This is a genomic window from Microcoleus sp. FACHB-SPT15 (genome assembly GCF_014849525.1).
Classification (GTDB): domain Bacteria; phylum Cyanobacteriota; class Cyanobacteriia; order Cyanobacteriales; family Coleofasciculaceae; genus Symplocastrum; species Symplocastrum torsivum.
The window spans coordinates 165,018-186,723 of record NZ_JACJNU010000028.1; the positions used below are offsets into that span (position 1 = coordinate 165,018).

A 21,706-nucleotide genomic window follows, 5' to 3' on the forward strand; every position below is an offset into this window, starting at 1 on the left:
GTTGCCTTATGTGGCGATCCCCCTAATCCCCCTTAGTGACTGTACTCAACGTAGAGGCTTGGCGATCGCGTTCTTGGGAAAGCTTCAGGTTCAAAATCGACAAGCCCAAAATCACCAAAAACAAAACTAATCCAATCGTGCAAGCATAACTCATCTCTAAATCGGAGAACGCTTGCTCATATAGATAGTAAACAACCGTCTTAGAACTATTACGTGGCCCCCCCTGAGTCATGATGTAGACTTCTTCAAACACCTTTGTCGCAGAAATTGCAGAAATTACTGCCACCAATACCAAATAAGGTCGCATCAATGGCACCGTGATGTCCCAGTGCTTCAAGTAGCCATCGGAACCATCAATCGCAGCCGCTTCATACAGTTCAGCCGGAATTGATTGCAAGCCAGCCAGGTAAATCACCATGTAGTAGCCCAATCCCTTCCACACGGTTACTGCCATCACACTAAAAATCGCCCAATCGGGACTCGTTAACCAAGGAATACCTGCCCCAAAACCCAGTTGTTTGAGTAGTTGATTAAAAAGCCCTGTTTCTGCATAAAGCCACTTCCAGGCAATCCCCGCCACAACCATGGAAATCACTACAGGTGTATAAAAAGAAGCCCGAAACCAGCTAATTCCTCGTAGCTTCTGGTTTACCAAAACGGCTAAAAATAGGGGAACGACTACTAAGATTGGCACAACACCTAGCAGATAAAGCAATGTGTTTCCCAAGGTTCGCCAAAAAACGGCATCTGCCCAGAGGCGTTGGAAGTTGGCTAAACCTATCCACTTCGGTGCCTGGGTGAGATCGTATTCATATTGCGTAAAACTCAGATAAAAAGCTTGTAGAGCTGGCCAGAAGACACTTAGCCCCAGCACCAACAGGGCAGGCAATAAAAATAGGTAAGGAGTCAGGTGTCGTTTGTTAAGAATTAAATCTTTTTGCATTCAACCAAATAACTTGTTAAAAAAATTATTAAATCACATAGAACAGCCGTGAGTTAAAGCTTACTTGCATCTTCTAGTAATGCCTAGGTCTAATTTGAAGTGCAGCTCATCAGTGTTGGCAAGAACTGTAATCTACTTAACTGTTTACCAAGGGTTGACATAGTGTAATTATTGTTTGATCAGTTATATCAAGTTGCACTCAAAGGTAGTACTCGACGCTCCAGATGGAGAAATGCGGCGATGCACGAGAGCATAGCACCCTATTCTCCGTTTCCCCATGTCAGATACTACGACTGAATGCAACTACGTCTAATAACTGGGTGCGCGTTAATAAACACGGGTTGAGTCAGGGAGTTAGAATACAGGATTCTGCATCCAAACGGGAGAAGTGAAACGTAGCCAGGGAAGGAATTGACCGTTTTAGCTTCTGAATCAATGAATTCAGAGTCAAGCCGATGTCTAGTCCGTACCAACTCCTAACCGTCAACAATCAAGCGAAACCTCTTGAGGCTAGCTCAGCATACACAGATTTTGCAGGATTGTTCCCTAAGCGTTAGAGACACCTTGCCTCCTACGGTTTACGTCAAAAACTTCATTACTTCACTGTGCTATCTATCGTTAGCAATGCTGTCAAATTTATCAAGATTGGCGATTTGAGACTGCAGCAAAATCTCAGTAATTGGAAGATGGCATTAATCCACAACACATTGAAAAGCGAAAAGCCGTGGAGCGTTTAAAGAGAAGGCACAATAGCTTACTTGAGCAAATGATAGTAGTGGAACCAGCGACGACTAGACTGGAACTTTTTTCAGCTACACCCAAGACATCAACTATAGGGGGTGAGATTCCAGCCCTATTTAAGCTAATACCAGCGCCCTTAGTTGTTTCCCGGTTAGCAGACGGTGTTATTTTGTACGCCAACAAGGATTATTGCACTACTTTTGGTCTGGCTGTCGAACTGATGAGTGAAGGTGCTGAGGCTTATATTTGGCGATCGCAAAATTCTCAGCAAACCTTAGATTTCTACCACAACCCAGCAGACCGACAGAGAATACTAGAAATTCTCGCTACTCAAGGGAACCTTCGCAATTACGAACTCAGAATGCAGCATACAGATGGTACATCCTTATGGTGTTCTGCCTCACTACAATTGCTAGACTTTGACGGCGAACCCGCACTCTTGGGCATCTTTCATAAGATTACTGAATACAAGCAAACAACCAAGGTACTCCAGCAGCGACTAGTGAACCTCGTCACTGCCTTTGATCCCACAAACAACAGCGAACCACAGCAGCAAAGCGAAGAACGTGCAGAGGAAGAACTACGGGCAAGTGAATTGAAATACCGCACCCTCATCGAACGGATGAATGAGGGAGTGGTAATTGTCGATAACAACAACCGGATTCAGTTTGTAAATGACCGTTATTGCGAAATCTTGGGCTACACCAAGGACGAGTTGATTGGGAGATACGAACAGGACCTTGCCGCTACTGAAGCGGATCATAACCTCTTGCAAACAAAAAGTGAACAATGCAAGCAAGGGCTTTACGACAAATACGAAATCCAGATGCGGCGAAAGTCAGGAGCAGTCCTATCAATCTTGATCAGTGGTACTCCAATTTTTGATGCCGAAGGAAAGCCTGTTGGCTCGATGGGTATCTTGACCAACATTACCGAACTCGAAGCACAAGAGGCGCTGTGGACATCAGAAGCCAAGTATCGCGAGCTAGTAGAGCGAATTCCAGCCGTTACCTATATTGCGGCGCTTGATGAAACGAGTTCCACACTCTACATCAGCCCCCAAATCGAAGCCCTACTGGGATATTCCCAGATGGAGTGGTGGGCAAATTCTGACTTATGGTATCAACGAATTCACCCTAGCGATCGCAAAAGTGAAGCCGCTATCAGGCACCACGTATTAGCGCAGTTGGCTCATAGCCATACCCCAGGTGAATCCTTTGTCCGGGAATATCGTCTCCTAACTCATACAGGCGCAGTCGTATGGCTCCGAGATGAGGCTGTCGTGATAACTGACGATGCGGGTCAACCTCTTTTCCTTCAAGGGGTTATGTTAGATATCACAGAGCGCAAGCGGGCAGAAGAAGAAATTCAACTGTTGCAAACTATGACCCAAGCGATTAGTGAAGCCCCTGATTTTCAATCGGCGCTCTCTGTTGCTCTGAATAAGGTTTGTGAAGCAACTCGCTGGGATTTTGGGGAAGCTTGGGTAAAAAGTGCTAACGGCACAGTTTTAGAATTCTCAACAGCTTGGTGCAGTAGGCAAGGGAATGGAGATCAGAGCTTTTTGGAGGTAACCTCTGAGAATCAGCCTCACCCAATTCCCAATCCCTTAAGTGATTTTCAGGACTACAGTGAAGACTTTACGTTTGCACCGAATGCAGGATTGCCAGGACAAGTTTGGTCATTGCAGCAACCTGTGTGGATTCAAGATGTTTCTCTTGAGCCAGATACCTTTTTTGTTCGCTCCCGTGTGGCAAAAGGCTATGGACTGAAAGCAGGATTTGGTGTGCCGATTCTGGCGGATGACCAAGTGTTGGCAGTGCTGACCTTTTTCATGTTTGAATCCCGTCAAGAAGACCGACGATTAGTAGAGCTAATTACAGCCGTAGCCGCTCAGTTGGGCGCTGTGCTTCAGCGTAAGCAAATCGAGGTAGCCCTGCGGGAGAGCCAACGGCGCCTTGCAAGTTTGATTGATGCTCTGCCGGGAATAGTTTTCTCCTGTACGAGTGACCCTGATGGGGCGATGACCTACCTGAGCGAAGGCTGCCTGACGCTTACGGGTTACAAAAGTGAAGAATTAATGGGAAATCGGGCAGTTTCCTTCAATAGCATTACTCACAAGGAAGACTTACCAAACGTCTTAGCAGCGATTAAGACAGGTGTGGCTCAAAAACAACCGTATGTGGTGGAGTATCGCATTCGCACAAAATCCGGTCACGAGAAGTGGGTGTGGGAAAAAGGGCATGGAGTATTTGATAGTACGGGTAAGGCTCTAGGTATTGAAGGCTTTATCACCGACATCACGGAGCGCAAACGCTTTGAAGAAGCCTTACAACAAGCTGAAGCGAAATATCGTAGTATTTTTGAGAATGCCTTGGAAGGAATTTTCCAATCGACGGTTGACGGATACTACCTCTGTGCCAATCCGGCATTAGCACGGTTGTATGGCTATTCATCTCCTGCTGAGCTGATGGCACATTTGACGAATATTGGGCATCAGCTTTATGTCGAGCCGTACCGACGTGCTGAGTTTACTCGTCTACTGCAAGAAAACGATGCTGTCTCAGGTTTTGAAGCTCAGGTTTATCGCAAAGATGGTAGTGTAATTTGGATTGCGGAAAATGCCCGTGCGGTTCGCGACCCTCACAGTGGTGAACTGCTGTACTACGAAGGCACGGTTGAAGACATCACAGAGCGAAAGCTGGCGAAAGAACAGCTACATGAACGGGCATTTCATGACATCTTGACAGGATTACCAAATCGTGCATTATTTATGGATCGCTTAAGCCATGCTGTAGAGCGAGCTAAACGACACCCTGAGTATCGATTTGCTGTTTTATTTTTAGATCTAGACCGCTTCAAAAGTGTTAACGACAGCTTGGGGCATTTGGTGGGAGATCAGTTGTTAATTGCGATCGCACGTCGCTTAGAAGCCTGTCTGCGTACCGAAGATACTGTAGCCCGCTTAGGGGGAGATGAGTTCACCATCCTGCTTGAAAGTATTGAAGATATTAACCCCGCAATCTGTGTTGCTCAACGGATTCATCAGGAGTTGAGCGCACCATTTTATTTGGATGGACACGAAGTTTTCACGGCAGCGAGTATTGGCATCGTCCTCAGTCAAGAAGTGCCTAAAGGTGCCTGTACAACTGATTACGAAAAACCAGAAGACTTTCTGCGTTATGCAGACACAGCGTTGTATCGTGCAAAGGCATTAGGAAAGGGACGTTACGAGGTGTTTGATACAACCCGGCACGAAGAGCGTTATAGCAGTTTCCTGGAGAGATGAGGTACAGCAGGAGGTGTGTGAAACCAGAGACATAGCAGGGAAAACAAAAAAGCTGGTAGCTGACGGCTTTCTGCTAGGCGCTACATTCCACTCCCCATGAGAATGAAGGGCGACCAATAGTAAGGATGACGAAAGGGACTCCTGTTAGAGGTGTTAGAAGTGGGTGGGAGATTTTCTTCCTCTTGCTCAGCAGATTGCGATCGCTGAGGGGCATTCACCCTTGGTGCTTGACCCAATCGAGATAAACCTGGATCGGTTGGATTGCCGCCATTGAGTAGTCGCAGTTGGGCTTGACGGAGGGCTTTGGCTTTCATTACAGGTGAGTCTGGCGTTCCTTTGGATAAGTTTTCATAAAATTGCTCCATCAAAATGCGCGTACTTTGATCATCCACGTTCCATAACGAGGCAACTACATTGCTTGCTCCGCTTTTGAGAAAGTAGTAGCCAATGGCAGCAATCTCTCTACCATCCAATCCGGGGCCGCCCAATGCGGTTTCACAAGCCGATAGCACCACGGTATTGATATTACGCAAATCGAGCCAAGTTTTAATAGTAGGAATTGCCAGCTTCTCACCTGTACCCAGTAGTAGATAGGACTGATTCGCTCGTCCAGGTACAAATTCGCTATGAGTCGCGATATGTAGCAACTCGTGATTCAGTAAGTTGTCTCGTAAAGTAAAAAAGTTAAAGTCCTGATTGAGGAATTCTTGACCTGGATAAATTCCCTTGGGATCAAGACTATCTCGCCGCACGATCACATCTAACTCGTCTATCACACTGGGCAGGGCTTGAAATCCTCCCACCGCTTCCGATACTCCCATTGCAAGCAGCCGCATCTCTTGCTGATCTGGAATCGCTGGAATGCGTTCTCCTGCGCTAGCATTAACACGCTGAAAGTTGAAGGGACGTCCCGCTAGCTTTTGCTCTTGTATGGGCAATTGTGTCTTGGTCAAATTGGCTGATACCAGGGTTGAAATGCTGTAGGTTTCAATTAGGTACTTTTCCCCGTCAAACAGCGTTGCCATTGGTATATAACGAGCTGAGCGATCTAGCGAGAACACAAGATTTTTAATATTATTCGCTTGTAGTTCCTGTTCCAACGGTTTGACCAGCCAGTCATACAATTGCTTTCCTGTCGCTTGCACCTCTTCAAGATTGGAAAGACGATTTTGCAATAACTGGCGAAACCTTAAAGCTGTAACTTCCAACTCTGCTTGACTGACACCCGAAACTTCCACACTTTTGAGAATACCGCCTTTGGATGCCCACAAAAGCCAGAGTTTATCTTCCATTACCAAAGGATAAATCAGTACCGTATTCGGTTGAGCTTCAACAATGCTTTGGGCTTTGAGAGCAAACTGGCTAGGGTCAACGAAGGCTTCATCCGTTTCTTTGTTATCCTGAATAACTGTTTCTAGCCGCCCAATTGCTTGATAATATTGCTTTGTTAAACTCTCCCGTTGTTCCAGCAGTTCCTCCAATTGGGGGCAACGATTTTGCTGACATTCATTGAGCTGATACCCAAAGCTGATTAAGCTACCATATCCCCTAATAATCTGCTCTTCAGTGGGTGTGATGGTCAACGTTGCAGGTTCACCGCTTTCTGTAAAGTTGACTTCGGGGTCACCTGTATATTCGCGTAACTCCTGCCCTTTGAGGAGTTCTAAGACTTGCTGAGCTTCTAGCCTGCGGTTTTCTAGCAGCAGTAAGCTGGTTAAGGAGCGATAGACTTCGGTACTTTGCAATCCATTGATATTTTGAATTCCTTGCCCAAACGATTCTTCTAGCCAGCTGGGTAATCCAGGAATCACCCGACGTTCTTGTGCTTCATTCTTGTTAACGGCTTGCTTGTAATAAGTAATAGCGGTTGCTAACAGGTTGGATTCCTGGTAAAGGCGAGCGATACCTGCTAAAGCACTAAAGCTATCTGTAATTGAAAGGGCTTCTTGATAAGATGCGATCGCCGATTCTTTTTGTTGTGCATTTCTGTAGATTTCGGCGCGAACTTCCAGTGTTAATGCTTCTAACTCAGGGTTATCTTTTTCTTTGGCAATATTGCGACTTTCATTAATCAGCTCAAGCGCTTTTTCTAAATCTCTGCCTTCGGAGTAATTTAAGCTCAAAACAATCAAAGCTAAGGCTTCAACTAATGGACTTTCAACGTCTTGTGCGATCGCGAGTCCACGTTCTGCCAAGTCAAGAGACTGTTGATAGTTTTCTGTTGCGAAATAAGCCAAACTCTGCATTACTGAAGCGGCACCTTCTGTCTCAGGCTGTTGCAGATCTTGTAAAGAAATAATTCCTTTCTCGGTTGATGCAATGACGTTTTTGTAGTTTTGTTCCTTGAGGTAAACACCAGCAAGTGTTAATAACGGAGGTGCAAGCGGATTAGAGATATTGTTTACTTTGGCAACCTTCAAAGCTTGTTTGGCAAAAATAATAGCGTTCTGCTCCTCACTGATTGAGCTATAAACACTACTAAGAATTGCTAGTGCTTTCATTTCTGAAAAGTGGTCTTTAATTTTCCACGCTGTTGTCAAGCCTGAGATTGCTGCCTTTGTTGCTTTTTGATACTCACTCTTACTTGAAGCGAGGGACTCATAAGCGCTGGCTAACGTAATGAAAGCGGATGCCTTAGCTTGAAGATTTTGCAGTTCTTGGGCAAGAGTCACGCTAGCTCTGGCAGACTCTACAGCTTGCTCATATTCGCCTAAAGAAATGTAAGCATCCCCTAGCGTGATTAAAGCTTCTAATTCTTTATCACGGTCTTTTTGTTCCCGTGCTAACGCTAGAGTTGTTTTGGAAAATTCAACAGTGTCGTTTGCGTCTTTGAGGGGAGTATAAATTGCTACCCAGCTTCGGAGTTCTTCAATAGCCTGTATCCTACCAGCCTCATCCTCGATTTCGGGTTCACCCAATTTCCGCTCTATGTCCAGAGCTTGCTCGAAACTCTGTCTTGCTTCTAGCCTTTGCTCTCTATCTAACTGCTCAACACCTTCTCGAAATAGTCGCTCTGCCTCCAAGTCAGACGCTTGTACGGGCAACCTAGAATTAGTTTGCTCGGATAGTGCGAGTGAGCGATAAGCAACGTTGTTAACAGTCGCGCCAATGAGCGATCGCTCAGAAATGAAGGTCAAAATCAAGGTAGCTACTGCAAAGCTAAGATACTTTAGAGGGGAAGGCATATAATGAGTCCTATTACAAGCCAACATGGAAGTATGGCGGGCTTGAGTAGTATATAGGCTCCATAAAACATTCTTGAATCTACCTAGAGCAAGAATTATCTATTGTCAGCTTCTACGCTGTTGTCTAAAGGCTACAACTTGGGGGGTAGACATACGTAGATTTAGCCTAGCTACTTAAAAAATATACATAAAAAAGTTTAGTATTGTGACTCTTTAGGAAACGATAGATGCCAGTAGATTGCCTAATTTTTAGCCAATTTTGGCATTTCAGTTGAAATTAATCCCTTGATATTAATTTTCTTCCTAGTCATTGAAGATTAAGCTTTATAAATTAAGAAAAGTGTTAATTTTCAATAACCCTATAGAGAGGATAATTTAAAGTTGTGTGACTTAAATTACATACAAACTTTGTCATTAGGCTTTTGTTCTGCCATCTTAATAAAAAGACCCTGCTTTCTAGAGAACGCATAGCTTATGGCTTGGTTTAAACGCTCATCACGGTTCATAATTCTAACGACACTGCTAGCGGTGAGTTTAGCAATAGGGATTGCAGTCAATACTCCTGCACAAATACAACCTCAATTGAGAACTGACTCAATCAGTGGCAAGTTGCCAACTGAGTGGGAAAATACTTTCACCCCACCAACGAGTGGTCCGCCTCCTGTGAATAGGCTGGGTGGAGCAACACGGAGTCCTAAGCCGTGTATCACAGATACGGGTTCACTCATCGCTTTAGTTCCAGAGTCTGGCTTTGGAGAAACCATGGCTGAGTATCCAACCGTCTTCTGGTATATGCCCAAAACAGTAGCAAGCCAGCTAGACTTTGTGCTGAGAGATGCCAATCAAGAGGAGATTTACTCGACCACATATACATTGGCGAAGTCTGCGGATAACACAGTGGTCGGTAGTCCCGGCATCATGAGTCTTAGTCTTCCTGCTTTTGCTAACTTACCTCCATTGAAGCTAAATCAGGAGTACTTCTGGACGTTAGCTTTGGTTTGTAGTCCGACAAACCGCGATATAGATATTTTTGCTGGTGGTGGAATTAAGCGAGTTCAACCTGACCCAACTTTCGCACGTCGAGTCCAACAAGCAACACCCCAAGAGCGTATCGCTCTGTATGCCAACAAGCGGCTATGGTATGAGACACTAGCTACTTTAGTTGAATTACAACGCGATCGCCCAAATAGCTATGATCTGACAAATGCTTTTAATAAACTACTGACTTCAGTCGGATTGCAAGGACTTCCTTCTCAACAAGTCAATTAAAGGAACGAATAGGCTAGCTTCGTCACTCATTCGGCACTCAAAACGTTGAAAATTTGGAGGTCGATAGTTTTACGGCAACGGCAAAGTGACTATAAACGTAGTGCCGTCTCCAACTTCACTCCTAACCTGAATCGTTCCCTTGTGTAGATCTACTGCCTTTTTGACGATTGCCAGTCCTAATCCCGTACCAGGGATTTGACCGACATTGCTTGCTCGATGAAACGATTCAAACAATCGTGCTTGGTCTTCTGGGGGAATACCAATACCCTGATCTTGAATCTGGAAGATTGCCTCTGTATCGGTTAGATTCAGTTCCCACCGTACAGTACCGCCACTTGGTGAGTATTTGATGGCGTTTGAGAGCAAATTGCTAAAGATGTGCCGCAGCAATTTTTCATCCATACAAGTGGATACTGGCTTACTAAGCAACGCTAGCTCTCCTGAAGCACCGCTATTGAGGTTTTGCCCAGACACAAAGACAACAGAAGCTCTCGTGGTGGCATCTTGGGTGCTGGCTTTTCCCAATTGGAACTCTTCCACCAAATTCAGACAAAACTGTTCCAAATCAAGGGGAGTTGGATTAAACTCCAATTTACCTGCTTCGGCTTTGCCAATGAGTAAGACATCGTTCAACAATTGAGTCATGTGTTGAACCATATTTTGAATGCGCTGGAGATGGCTGCGTTTTTTGTCCTCACTCCATTTCTGGCTATAGTGTTCCAGCAATTCGGCTGAACTTAAAATTGTTGTGAGTGGAGTGCGGAACTCGTGGGATGTGGTAGAGACGAAGCAAGATTTGAGTTCATTCAGTTCCTTTTCTTTTTGAAGCGCGTTACGGATTTCTGCTTCTGCCTGTTTACGCTCAGTGATGTCATAAAGGATACCGGATGTGCCAAGAAGGGTACTGTCAGGATTGAAGGTTAACCGCGCCTCAACTTCGAGCCAGCGAAAACCACCGTCTACTGTTAGATAACGAACTTCATAGCGACAGAAGTTTTTTTGACCTGAAACTAAGGAGTAGAATTGCTCTCGACTAAGTTGACAATCATCTGGGTGAACGTAGTCTATAAATGCTTTACCTAAGCTTTGTTCAAGCGAAAATCCGGTAATTTCACCCCAAGCTGGATTGAGAAACGTCCATCTACCCTTGATATCGGTTTGGAAAATTACCTCTTTGATGCCATCAACGACAGAGCGATACTTCCTCTCACTCTGGCGCAAGGCTTCTTCATTCCGCTTGCGTTCTGCGATTGTCGCCATTCGTTCTGCCCAAGTTTGGCGTTCACGCTTGACTGTCTCGGTGTAGTTATCAAAGAAGTCAATTAAAGTAGGTTCGTCTGCCAGTAGTACTCCTAAATGCTCCTGTACTCGCTTGTCAGCTTCGTATTGATAGGCAATTTCCGGGTGGGCCTCCATCCACGCATGACAAGTCCTCACATAAGCGATAAACGAAACTAAGTGCTGGTAATTGACTTGTCCCAAAATGCGGCGAAGCTCACTCCGGCAGTACTCAGCCTCCTCTCGTTCCATAGCAATAAAGATTGAACAGTAGAGGAGACTTTCTTCCAGTGCCGAGTTTGCTTTTGGTAAAGTCGTCAAGCCATCCGGATAGGCAGCTAGCCGACTGAGGTGTTCATCAATTTCAGCTTCCGTTGGTGGTGGTGATTCCAACAGTTGCAGTACCTCCCGTGCCCTGACTCCTAGAGGGCGTAAAGAACAACTATGGCAAATCATGCAGTAAGGAACAGGACAATAACGTGAGAGGTACGCAGAGATCTTTTCCTTGAAAAGAGGCGATAGAGGATTACCAACGTAAGCCGAAAGTGTTTGTTGCCATAAGTTTTCCAGCACCTGTGGAGTTTCTAGTGCTGGTGTAAAGAACGGAGGGAAGAAACCAAATTTTTCCTCGATTTCTGCCTTAATTTGATCACTGGTTCGCACGGATTTCTATCTCCATTCCGTAAGCCATAATCGTAGTCTTCCCATATCCCCCGTAGGGGCGCACAGCTATCATTGTGGCAATTTAAGGTTAGCTTGGGGGTTGTAGATACTATATTGGCTGTATGGGCAACTCGATCGCAAATTCTGTTCCTTGCCCTGGTGTTGAAATACAAGTTAGCTGACCACCGTGTTTTTCAACAATAATTGAGTGAGCGATCGATAGTCCCAAACCCGTGCCGACACCGACAGGTTTAGTAGTGAAGAAGGGATCAAAAATACGTTGTTTCACATCTTCTGGGATACCAGAACCATTGTCAGAAATCCTAATCACCACATGGGAAGGATGAATGACTCCGCCTTCATGCTTGACTTCGGTACGGATTGCGATCATTGGCGAACAAGGCTGCGTTTCTAGGGCATCAATAGCATTATTCAGGATATTCATAAACACTTGATTGAGTTGGCTAGGGTAACACTCAACCATCGGTAATTGACTATACTCTTGAATCACCTGAATTTCAGGCGATGAAGGGTGTTTTTTCAGTCGATGCTGCAAGATTAGCAGGGTACTACTGATGCCTTCATGAATATCAACCTTCTTCATGTCTGCTTCATCCAGACGGGAGAAGTTGCGTAGAGAAAGGACAATTGAACGGATGCGCTTTGCGCCCTGTCTCATTGACTCAAGCAGTTTCGGGAAGTCTGCTTTTAAGAACTCAAAGTCAAGTGCAGCAATCTGTTGCTGGATTTCTGGCACAGCTTCCGGATAGTGCTTGGCATAAAGTTGTACTAGATGCAGCAAGTCAGAGGCATATTCACGGGCGTAGGCGATATTCCCGTAGATGAAGCTGATCGGATTGTTGATTTCGTGGGCAATACCCGCAACCATTTGACCAAGACCGATCATTTTTTCATTTTGAATTAGCTGGGCTTGGGTTTGTTTGAGTTGGTGTAAGGTTTGCTGAAGCTGTTGGTTTTTGGTTCTCAACTCGCTCTCAGATCGCCGCAAGGCTTCCTCTGCTTGTTTCTTATTGCTAATATCCTGCACCACTGCAATAAAATACTTTGGGATGCCCAGTGAACTACGCCGCAGCGAGACAGTGAGGTTAACCCAAATAAACGAACCACTTCGAGCGATGTAGCGTTTCTCCATTGAGTACATCTGAATATTCCCGGCTAATAGCTCAGAAATTTGCGAGACATCGGCATCTGCGTCGTCTGGGTGGGTAATATCCTGGAAAGTTTGTGTCAACATTTCCTCCTGGGTGTACCCTAAGAGGTCACAATACTTTTGGTTAATGCGGAGAAATTCACCCTTTAAATTTGCATGAGCAATGCCAACAGCCGCTTGATTGAAGGTAGCGCGGAATCGCTGTTCGCTGTCTTGGAGTGCTTTCTCTGCTTGTTTACGATCGCTAATGTCACGCCAGAAAACGGAAAGTCCTTCTGCACAGGGATAGACACGCACTTCAAACCAGCTATTCCACTGCGAGCAGAACACTTCAAAAATGACAGGAATTTGCTCTAGCTTGGCTTTATGGTACTGCTGTTCAACGATCGTACCTACCGTTTCCGGCAATGCTTGCCAAATATTTACCCCTCGCAGTTCTTCCCGATTTCGGTCAAAAATCCGTTCGGCTTCTCCATTGACATACGTGAACTGCCACTGATGATCGAGGGCAAAAAAGGCATCGGTGATTCGTTCTAGGATGTGGACTAATTGCTGGTGCGAGGCTTGCAGTGCATTCTCGACTTGTTTGCGATCGCTAATGTCCGTAATCATCCTCAAGACACCGATAAACTCACCCGCCGCGTCTAAAATTGGCGTAGCCGAGACAATTGCCCACAAATCAGAGCCATCCTTGCGGCGAAATTTGAAGTCATGTCGTTCATGAATACCTCGACGGCGACGTTCTACATAAGCTTGCGCTAGAATCCGACTGTCTTCATCCATGAAGTCAAAAAGCGATCGCCCCACCATTTCCTCGACAGAATAGCCCAGCATCTCGGCAATACGACTGTTAGCAAAGGTCGTCTTGCTGTCCACATCGAACATCCAGATGCCTTCTGATGCCGTTTCCAAGATGCGGCGGTAATGACTTTCTGATTCCCGCAGCCCCTCCTCAGCTTTCTTACTCTCGGTGATGTCTTCGCAAATCCCTAACAGATACCGGGGAGTACCACTTTCATCCAACAACGGTATTTTCTTGGTATGTATGCGCCGTTCTCCATGATGCGGTGTCATCAGGGGGGTATCTCGGCTTTCTACCAGCTTGCCTCCGGTTAGTATTTGTCGGTCTTTAGCACGTAGGTATCGCGCTTGCTCGTGTGGTAAAAAATCATAGTCGTTCTTGCCCAATACGTCTTCTCTGGAATAGCCAAATACGTCCTCACTGGCTTTGTTCCAGTACATGAATCGCAAGTCAACGGCATCTTTAATAAATACTCCGACAGGTAGGTTTTCAACGACAGAGTTCAAAAACACTTGGGTACGCTGCAAATCGGCTTCAGCTTGTTTGCGATCGCTGATGTCCAAAATTACCCCATTGATTTGTAGAGGCAACTCTTGTGGTTCTCCCTCCCCCTTCTCACTGAAAATGCCTTGTCCTTTGTCATAGACCCAAGCTAAACTGCCATCAGCTCGAACAATCCGGTACTCAATAACGTAAGGCTGTTTAGCCTGCATACCCTGTCGAACAGCCTGCTCAACTCGCGCCCGATCTTGGGGGTGGATAATACTGGTAAAAGATCGCACACGATTATTGATAAAGTCACTCGGCGGATAGCCAGAAATCTCTTCAATCGCTTCGCTAAAGAAAGCCATCGTTCGTAAAGGCGATCGCCCTAAACCTTCGTCGTAAGCACAGTGGTACACAGCCCCCGGAATATTAGCGATTAAAGCGCTAAAGCGTTCTTCGCTGTGTTTCAGCAATGCCTGTACCTCTTGACCAGTCGGGGAGTGAGTCACTTGTGGAAAATTTGATTAGATATACATGGTTTTATAAACACCCTGCGGTGGGGCAAGCTAATCTGCCTTTCTGTCAAGCCCACTACTGCCAAAAACATTAAATTATTATTTAATTTTATGTTTAATTATTTAAAATAATAAGTTTATTGAATATAGAAATACCTTATGGTTTTTATAAAAATATTCCTCAAAAGGAATACCGCTATGATTAGCAAGCTACAAAAAGAGAAATAAATACATTCTTTATTCGTTAGGTGAGCAAGGTGAAGTAGTATTTAGCATCAAGTGAGCCATCCATGTCAGAGCTTTTACATGAAACCTTGAACCTCTTCTTCCCACAGTGGCAGGGTTCAGGAAAGTTTGATCTGTATCAAGGTGCCAAGCTTCTTTACGAATCTCTGCACGATAGAATTTCCTTTACTGAGATTTCTACGTCTCTAACTTATTCACTAACCATTGATGAGAGCATTCTTGGATACAGCCAAATTTTTTCCCAACTTTTAGAGGCTTGTAGAGTTATACAAGCTCATAATCCAGAACGTATCCTAACAGTTGGAGGAGATTGCGGTGTTGAAATTGCCCCCGTTTCTTTCCTCAACAAGAGATACGACGAAGCCTTAGCTGTCCTATGGTTAGATGCTCACGGAGATTTAAACACGCCAAGTTCATCCCCTAGTTCTCATTTTCATGGAATGCCATTGCGCGTTTTACTAGGGGAAGGTAACACGGATATTGTGGAGCAAGCTTTTTCAACATTACGTTCAAATCAAGTATTTCTTATTGGATCGAGAGATTTTGATTCACCTGAAAGAAGTTTTATTCAGCAAAGCGATTTATCTGTATTTTCAGCCAAGGTAATTAATGATGGGGAGCATGAGCCGCTATTCTCAACGTTGGAAAAAGCGGGTTTTAATAAACTGTACATCCATCTTGACTTAGATGTTATCGAGCCTGAAGAGTTTCCTGATGTGGCTTGCCCGACACCAGGTGGAATACATATAGACAGGCTTAAGAACCTGTTAGTTTGTTTAAGAGAGAGTTTTGATATAGTTGGCTTTAGTGTGCTGGAATTTTTGCCTACTAATCTTAAAAAATCAGCCGCTTTAGAAGTTGTCAAGCTCCTTGAAAGCGTTAATTTGATGTCTCTGTCAGTTACATAACAGTTACAATGCCGCCACTCATCTTAGTCGTTAAACCGTGACAGCTAGCTTAATTTCACTAGCTTTGAATAGGAAAATTGCTTAATTATACTGATTCGGTAAAGGGGAAAGGATTAATCTCTCTTTTCCCCTTGCCCTTGTACCCATTAAGCAACTGTTTGAGGAAGGCTTTTGGTAGTTTCTGATTGCTCACTACTTACAGCTAAAGGGCGACTAGCAATTGGCATCCGCCAGCCAGTACCAAAGGCACGGTCAGTAACCTTCAACCCTGGAGGGGCTTGTCTACGCTTAAATTCAGCCCCAGCAACTAACCGCAGCACTTTGTTCACAATACTAGGGTCGTGACCTGCCTCAATGATTTGAGCAGGTGTTTGATGCTTGTGAAGCAGCCGATCTAGGATATCATCCAGAACGTCATAGGACGGTAGAGAGTCTTGGTCAACTTGCCCAGGCTTGAGTTCTGCACTCGGAGGTTTGGTGAGGATGTTGCTTGGGATAATTTCTTGTTGCTGATTTGGATGGATTTTTCCCACTCCGCTAGTATTGAGCCATTTGCACAGGGAGTAAACGCGAGTTTTGGGAACATCGGCAATTACAGCTAAGCCGCCATTCATATCGCCGTAGAGGGTGCAGTAACCCACTGCCATTTCTGACTTGTTACCTGTGGAGAGGAGGAGGTAGCCAAACTTGTTTGCGATCGCCATTAACAAGTTACCTCGAATCCGCGACTGTATATTCTCCTCTGCAATACCAAACTCAGTCCCCGCAAATAGCGATTCTAAGGTACGGTCATATCCCTGCATCAACTCCCCAATCGGCAAAGTGTGCGTCTTGATGCCCAAATTAGCGGCGAGGGCAAGGGCATCTTTAACTGAATGGTCGGAACTGTAAGGAGAAGGCATGAGAACACCCAATACATTCTCTCGTCCCAATGCAACAGATGCGATCGCAGCAACCAATGCCGAATCTATCCCACCACTTAGACCAATCACAACCTTACTAAAGCGGCACTTACGAGTATAGTCACGCACACCCAGTACCAACGCTGACCAAATTTCCTCGTCAAGACTGGTGGGTGCGGGTGCTATTGTTGTCGGTAGCAAGTCTCGCTCTTGCTCATCAAATTCCAAAACTACTAAGTCTGTCTCAAAGGCACGGGCGTGACAGACTATTTCCCCAGTACGGTTAAAGGCAACGCTATTGCCATCAAACAGCAAGTCATCATTACCCCCTACCTGATTGGCGTAAACGATAGGTTGCTGGTAGCGGACAGCACCATGCCGCAACATCGACTCTCGAAGTTGCTGCTTACCAGCACTATAAGGTGAACCTGAGAGATTGACGATAATATCTACACCCTCGTGGGCTAAGTCTGCAATCGGATTGACGGCATAATTCCGCTTGCCCCAAAACTCCTCATCGTTCCACAAATCTTCGCAGATGGTGACACCAATACGGACACCATCAAGGGTAAAAGAATTAGCCTGAAGCCCTGGTTCAAAGTAGCGATTGTCATCAAAGACATCGTAGGTAGGCAACAGTCGTTTGTGAAAAATCTGCTGCACTACGCCCTGTTCTACCAAGGCGATGCTGTTAAAGAGTGGCTTGCCACCAGCGATATGGGCCTTGGGATTTGGTGTCACTGTCCCTACTAAAACAGCAAGAGAGGGTGGAAGCTGTTTTGCCAGTTGTTGCAGGGTAGTTGCCATTGCTTCCACTAAAGCCGGATTTAGCAGTAAGTCTCGTGGTGGATAGCCACACAAGGATATTTCTGGTGTGAGTAAGAGGCGTACCCCCTGATTGGCAGCAAGGTTTGCCGCCTCCAGAATCTGTTGGGCGTTGCCAGAAAGGTCACCAATTGTCGGATTGAGTTGTGCGATCGCAAGTTTCATATGGGTTGAGTTGCTAGGGTTCTTTTGTAGCCTCAAATCGAAATCACAGGAAATTCCGGTAATTTAGAAATTACATTAAGCCTATTGCTGCCAGTGTAATTAAAGAGCCAAGAACCTAATTGCTAGCTGCCTTGAGTGCGATCACTCAGCCTGATCGCGCTAATTGATTGCCAGACAGTTGAGCTACCATTTCAGCACGAGAGGAAACCTGCAACTTCCGAAACATTCGCTTCAACGCTTGCTTCACCGTATTCTCTGTAATCCAAAGCGCCGCACCAATCTCTGCACTGGTTAACCCTTGCGCTACGAGTTCTGCAATTTGAGCTTCGCGGGGTGTTAACCGCTTGCAATTCAATGAAGTCATGGCAACGGGTTGAGATCTCAAATCTGCTAATCGAGACGAGAGATGCAGACAGAGGGCGCTTAAATCTGCCAGATTCTGAGCATCAAATGCGGGATAGTCTCGATGGCGGGTGAAGGCAATGCCGCCCACAAGTTGACCACTGTGGACAATTGGCCCAATCATCACATGCCCATGATCCGCACGGGGACAAATCGTTTTCCAGATTCCGGGCGGCAGAATCACTTCTTCATGTACTGGGGCGTGACGTTCCACTAGATAACGCAAGACAGGGTTGTAGTCGAGCGATAACGCCAATTTAATCATGCCTGGAGTATTGGCATCGATCGCAGGAAATTCATCCAGGAAGCTGAGTCCCCAACGGGTCGCGGTGAAATACTCACCAACCGTTGCCATCACAGACTGACGCAGTTCTCGCTCATCCTGTGCCTGAGCGATCGCTTGAAACAGAAATTGCAACGAATTTGCCATGATGGTTTGCTCAATCCTAATCAATAGAATGGCGTTGAACAGAGGATTTTGTCAAAAGACAGGTTCAGGACTTTCGCAGAACTACCTGTAGGGTGGGCACTGCCCACCTTACTACTACGCTGGGGTGTTTAAACGAGTAATACCAAATCCGGGTTGATTACCCCCTTTATCAAGAAGGATACGTCCAAAAAGGCGATCGCTAAAATGTGATTGGCTCAAATCCGGCAGCTTCTGCTTTGGTAATGACTGGGGGTAGCGCTCTCTCGCGCTCGGTATTGAAAATACCCTGCTCAATTTTGTCCAGCCGCTGCAAGAGGTTTGATTCATTCGGCTTGCTGTTGCCAACGCCCAAGGCAGTCTCAATCATGCCTAAGGCTTGGAAACCTCCGATTAATCGGAGTTGCACCCATTTGTAGGGAGAAACTAAATCAAGCGCAATCATACTGATTTTGTGGTTCTAGCTAAAGAGAAGATTGTGAAGACTATACCCGTGAGATTTACTTGCAGGTATGCAAGAGCCTAGGATGAAGGTGCAGATGTTTCAAATCGCAGCATCAGTGTTGTGATTCAGGCACTGTTATAGGAGGTAGGTCGGTGATTAGCGAACTAGCAAAAGTAGTTAAGAGAGAGAACAAGGATAACACTAGGCTTAACGCTATTCAGCGCTATCTAGAGACGTGTTACGAACGCCCGTCTCTTAGCATAGGTTTAGAAAAAACTTCTGTCTTGTCTGAATTAAGTCAGCAAACCAAGCTTTATCTTGCCGAAGCAGGGTCTCATATGGATCGCGCTAGACGGATTCTTAGCTCAGAAACCATTCCTAACGAAAGTATTGCGTTGGCTCAAGCTCTTAGTGAAGTTCAGGGATGTATTCTGAACGTTCGGCGTTACCGAGAAGCTAAAACTCAAAAATTTGAAGTATTAAAGAATTTCGTTGACGAATTTTGGGTTGATCTACCAAATGCTTTTCAAGAAAGTTTTGACGTTTGGGTAAAAGAGCTAATTATAGGCGTTGCCCAAGAAGATCCTGAAAAGCAGTTTGATTTCCTAGTACAGGATGTTCTACAGAACATCCTCAAAAAAGCTGAAATGGATGTAGCAATAGGAAAAGAGCTTGTCTACGAGCTAGCTGAGAGCTATGAGATCCTCAGGAAAGCAAGCTTAAACTTTATAGCTTCGGTTTTTAATCAAGAAGTTACGGAAGAAGATACTCTTGAGTTGTCAGTCGATGAAAATGTTTCAGGACTGCCTGAACTATATGAAGTTGACTTTTACATGTGGACACAACAGCAAACCGAGTTCCTTCGGCAAGAGAACTGGAGTTGCTTAGATGTCCCAAATTTGATTGAGGAGATTGAATCTTTGGGCAGGCAGGAGCGGCAACAATTAGAAAACCGCTTAGGAGTTTTGTTAGGGCATCTACTTAAATGGGAATTTCAGGCTAATGAGCGCTCAAAAAGCTGGTTTAGTACAATCCGAGAACAGCGCTTTTGGATTCTAAAACTTCTTAAGGAAAATCCGAGCTTGAAGCCGTTTCTACTAGAAGCTATGGAAGATGCTTATCAGATTGCTTTAAGTTTAGCCGTCCGCGAAACCTCCTTGACCTACAAGGCTTTTCCTAAAGAATGTCCTTATTCTTCAGAGCAAGCACTGAACTCTAAGTTTTTTCCTGGTCAAGAATTTGGTGAGGACTGGGAGTAACGCAAAAGCTCGCATCACTCCTCTGCGATGTCCATGTTGGAGAGAGGTTGCTTGGAGCTAGCGCGGAAGCGATTACCCATTCCGGTTAAACATTGGTAGAGACGTTCCGCCGGTTCGGCGAAGCCGTTCCCGAAGGGTACGTCTCTACGACTAGAACCGAAAAAGGGGCTATAGAATCAGATTTAGTATCATTTGCGTAAGTCCTAAGGTTGTCAAAGTAGGTCAAGACGGCGCGATCGCCCTCGCGGGAATCAGATAATGCGGCAAAGTGTACCCGATCGAGGTCTATCTGCATTTGAGGAAGGGGGACTATCTTAGCGTTAGTCAACGGCTTGTGAAAGAAGCCAAACGGAGAAGTAAAAATGAGTACTCAAGCAGTAGAGACATTACATATCGGTATTTTCATTAGTCCAAACTGCTACATCCCAGACATCATTGGGGTCTATACCGTATTCAGCGTTGTTCCCAACTGTGAGATTCATTTCATTTGGCAGAACAAAGATCTCATTGTTGGCTATCCCTATTTCCCAATGCACGCGACAACAACCTTTGCAGAGTGCCCAATGAACCTTGATGTTCTTTGCATTGGAGCCTCTGTGGGAATGTTGTCGGATGAGGCGTTAACATTTCTGGCAGAGCGAGGCAATCAAGCAAGATACCTGATTGGTATTTGTGGGGGAAGCCTCATATTAGGTGCAGTAGGATTGCTCAACGGGTACCTTGCTACGGCAAGTTTCTCACTGATCGATGAACTTCCTAGCTTTGGTGCAATTCCAGTGAAGGGAGGCGAGGTCGTTGTTGATCGAAATCGAATTACAGCCAGTCCGGTTTCAGGTTCTTTTGATGCGGGCTTAATTGTACTTGGAAAGCTGCGTGGTGAAGATGCGGCTAAAGAAGTTGAATTGACCCTGGAGTATGCCCCTCATCCTCCCTATGGTACGGGTAGTCCTGAGTTAGCGGGGGTTGAACTGACACAAAAAGTGATGCAGAAATACGAGACAGTATTTAATGAATTTCGCAAGGCTGCACAACGAACATCTGAGCAATTCTTGGCTCTAAAGGCTTAATTCTTAACAGGGCAGTCTATTTAGGTGAGTGCATCTTTTGCCTGTGCTGCGGTAGCGCCGATTGTACTCGATCGCGGTCTATACGAGACTCGTTAGCTGCTCCTAATCTAACCGTGTTCCAATTAGATATTAATTAACCAATATGTCACGCTCTTTAGAACCAGCTAAACCCATTTTCGACCCTCAGCCTCAAACCTCACTACATTGGTCACTGATGGGATTTTTTCTTCTCGTCCTGGCTTTTAATCTCTGTCTGAATGCTCAAGTATTGACAGTGGGACTGGCTTATTTTTACAACCCCCAATGGTGGAAGGCTCATGTGTGGCTGGTGCGTAGCTACAGCGGCTTGTCCCTGATTCTGTTGGTATGGGCATATCGAATTACCCTTCCTCGCCGAGTGCAAAGCCTCACCGCCAGTCTACCAGTCCTGTTGGGATTGCAATTTCTGACGATTCATCTCAAAACTCCGATTCCACTAGCGATCGCACATCCGCTGATTGGTTTCACGCTGTTTTCGGTATCCACCACGTTGGTACATCGCGTCAGTCGTTTCCTGTTTCCTAAAGAAGAGGAAGCCTTTTGACATTAACTCCTGCGTTCTGAACTCCTTCGGGAATCGGTTATCAGAGTTACAGAACGTTAGCGCTTTGTCCGGATGATGCATCATAGTTAAAGAAGCTATTTGCATTTCTTTGCATTGCAACTGATGCCACTCAGG

At 45.4% G+C, this 21,706-nt stretch carries 13 protein-coding genes; 6 read left to right on the forward strand and 7 right to left on the reverse strand.

Annotation, left to right across the window (positions count from 1 at the left end; genetic code table 11):
- Positions 1-22 precede the first annotated feature (22 nt).
- The gene (locus H6F98_RS08950) at positions 23-943 is read right to left on the reverse strand and encodes a carbohydrate ABC transporter permease (RefSeq protein ID WP_192218314.1); all 921 of its coding nucleotides are present in this window, start codon (positions 941-943) and stop codon (positions 23-25) included.
- Between the two features lie 766 nt (positions 944-1,709).
- On the opposite strand from H6F98_RS08950, the gene H6F98_RS08955 reads away from it, so the two are divergent.
- Positions 1,710-4,973 carry a PAS domain S-box protein gene (locus H6F98_RS08955; protein ID WP_206759646.1) on the forward strand — a complete coding sequence of 1,088 codons (3,264 nt, stop codon included), beginning with the start codon at positions 1,710-1,712 and terminating at the stop codon, positions 4,971-4,973.
- 80 nt (positions 4,974-5,053) lie between these two features.
- Here the strand turns inward: H6F98_RS08955 and H6F98_RS08960 are convergent, their stop codons facing one another.
- On the reverse strand, positions 5,054-8,158 hold the full coding sequence (locus tag H6F98_RS08960) for a CHAT domain-containing protein (RefSeq protein WP_192218316.1): 3,105 nt from the start codon (positions 8,156-8,158) through the stop codon (positions 5,054-5,056).
- 474 nt (positions 8,159-8,632) lie between these two features.
- On the opposite strand from H6F98_RS08960, the gene H6F98_RS08965 reads away from it, so the two are divergent.
- Positions 8,633-9,427, forward strand: a complete 795-nt coding sequence (locus tag H6F98_RS08965; RefSeq protein WP_192218317.1) for a DUF928 domain-containing protein — start codon at positions 8,633-8,635, stop codon at positions 9,425-9,427.
- Between the two features lie 69 nt (positions 9,428-9,496).
- Here the strand turns inward: H6F98_RS08965 and H6F98_RS34410 are convergent, their stop codons facing one another.
- Positions 9,497-11,368 (reverse strand): PAS domain-containing sensor histidine kinase, encoded by a 1,872-nt coding sequence (locus tag H6F98_RS34410; protein WP_192218318.1) that lies wholly within the window; start codon positions 11,366-11,368, stop codon positions 9,497-9,499.
- Positions 11,369-11,477: 109 nt separating this feature from the next.
- Positions 11,478-14,336, reverse strand: coding sequence for a PAS domain S-box protein (locus tag H6F98_RS08975; RefSeq protein ID WP_192218319.1), 2,859 nt, complete (start codon positions 14,334-14,336; stop codon positions 11,478-11,480).
- Positions 14,337-14,632: 296 nt separating this feature from the next.
- On the opposite strand from H6F98_RS08975, the gene H6F98_RS08980 reads away from it, so the two are divergent.
- On the forward strand, positions 14,633-15,496 hold the full coding sequence (locus H6F98_RS08980; protein ID WP_192218320.1) for an arginase family protein: 864 nt from the start codon (positions 14,633-14,635) through the stop codon (positions 15,494-15,496).
- 146 nt (positions 15,497-15,642) lie between these two features.
- Here the strand turns inward: H6F98_RS08980 and H6F98_RS08985 are convergent, their stop codons facing one another.
- The 3 genes from H6F98_RS08985 to H6F98_RS08995 form a co-directional block, all read right to left on the reverse strand.
- Positions 15,643-17,388 carry an NAD+ synthase gene (locus H6F98_RS08985; protein ID WP_192218321.1) on the reverse strand — a complete coding sequence of 582 codons (1,746 nt, stop codon included), beginning with the start codon at positions 17,386-17,388 and terminating at the stop codon, positions 15,643-15,645.
- A gap of 145 nt (positions 17,389-17,533) precedes the next feature.
- Entirely contained in the window at positions 17,534-18,220 is a 687-nt protein-coding gene (locus H6F98_RS08990; RefSeq protein ID WP_192218322.1) for a LuxR C-terminal-related transcriptional regulator, read from the reverse strand.
- A 199-nt stretch (positions 18,221-18,419) separates the two neighbouring features.
- On the reverse strand, positions 18,420-18,662 hold the full coding sequence (locus tag H6F98_RS08995; RefSeq protein WP_192218323.1) for a hypothetical protein: 243 nt from the start codon (positions 18,660-18,662) through the stop codon (positions 18,420-18,422).
- Between the two features lie 152 nt (positions 18,663-18,814).
- On the opposite strand from H6F98_RS08995, the gene H6F98_RS34415 reads away from it, so the two are divergent.
- From H6F98_RS34415 to H6F98_RS09010, 3 genes are all read left to right on the forward strand, one after another.
- Positions 18,815-19,921: a DUF29 domain-containing protein gene (locus tag H6F98_RS34415; protein ID WP_313929819.1), complete on the forward strand. Its 1,107-nt coding sequence runs from the start codon at positions 18,815-18,817 to the stop codon at positions 19,919-19,921.
- Positions 19,922-20,283: 362 nt separating this feature from the next.
- Entirely contained in the window at positions 20,284-20,988 is a 705-nt protein-coding gene (locus H6F98_RS09005; RefSeq protein ID WP_192218324.1) for a DJ-1/PfpI family protein, read from the forward strand.
- Between the two features lie 142 nt (positions 20,989-21,130).
- Positions 21,131-21,571, forward strand: a complete 441-nt coding sequence (locus H6F98_RS09010) for a DUF6220 domain-containing protein (RefSeq protein ID WP_242058446.1) — start codon at positions 21,131-21,133, stop codon at positions 21,569-21,571.
- The last annotated feature ends 135 nt before the right edge of the window (positions 21,572-21,706 follow it).

Coding starts and splice junctions, on each gene's coding strand:
- H6F98_RS08950 (WP_192218314.1), bottom strand. CDS start 943: ATGCAAAAAGATTTAATTCTTAACAAACGACACCTGACTCCTTACCTA.
- H6F98_RS08990 (WP_192218322.1), bottom strand. CDS start 18,220: ATGGCAAATTCGTTGCAATTTCTGTTTCAAGCGATCGCTCAGGCACAG.
- H6F98_RS09010 (WP_242058446.1), top strand. CDS start 21,131: ATGTCACGCTCTTTAGAACCAGCTAAACCCATTTTCGACCCTCAGCCT.
- H6F98_RS08985 (WP_192218321.1), bottom strand. CDS start 17,388: ATGAAACTTGCGATCGCACAACTCAATCCGACAATTGGTGACCTTTCT.
- H6F98_RS09005 (WP_192218324.1), top strand. CDS start 20,284: ATGAGTACTCAAGCAGTAGAGACATTACATATCGGTATTTTCATTAGT.
- H6F98_RS08965 (WP_192218317.1), top strand. CDS start 8,633: ATGGCTTGGTTTAAACGCTCATCACGGTTCATAATTCTAACGACACTG.
- H6F98_RS08980 (WP_192218320.1), top strand. CDS start 14,633: ATGTCAGAGCTTTTACATGAAACCTTGAACCTCTTCTTCCCACAGTGG.
- H6F98_RS08995 (WP_192218323.1), bottom strand. CDS start 18,662: ATGATTGCGCTTGATTTAGTTTCTCCCTACAAATGGGTGCAACTCCGA.
- H6F98_RS08955 (WP_206759646.1), top strand. CDS start 1,710: ATGATAGTAGTGGAACCAGCGACGACTAGACTGGAACTTTTTTCAGCT.
- H6F98_RS08960 (WP_192218316.1), bottom strand. CDS start 8,158: ATGCCTTCCCCTCTAAAGTATCTTAGCTTTGCAGTAGCTACCTTGATT.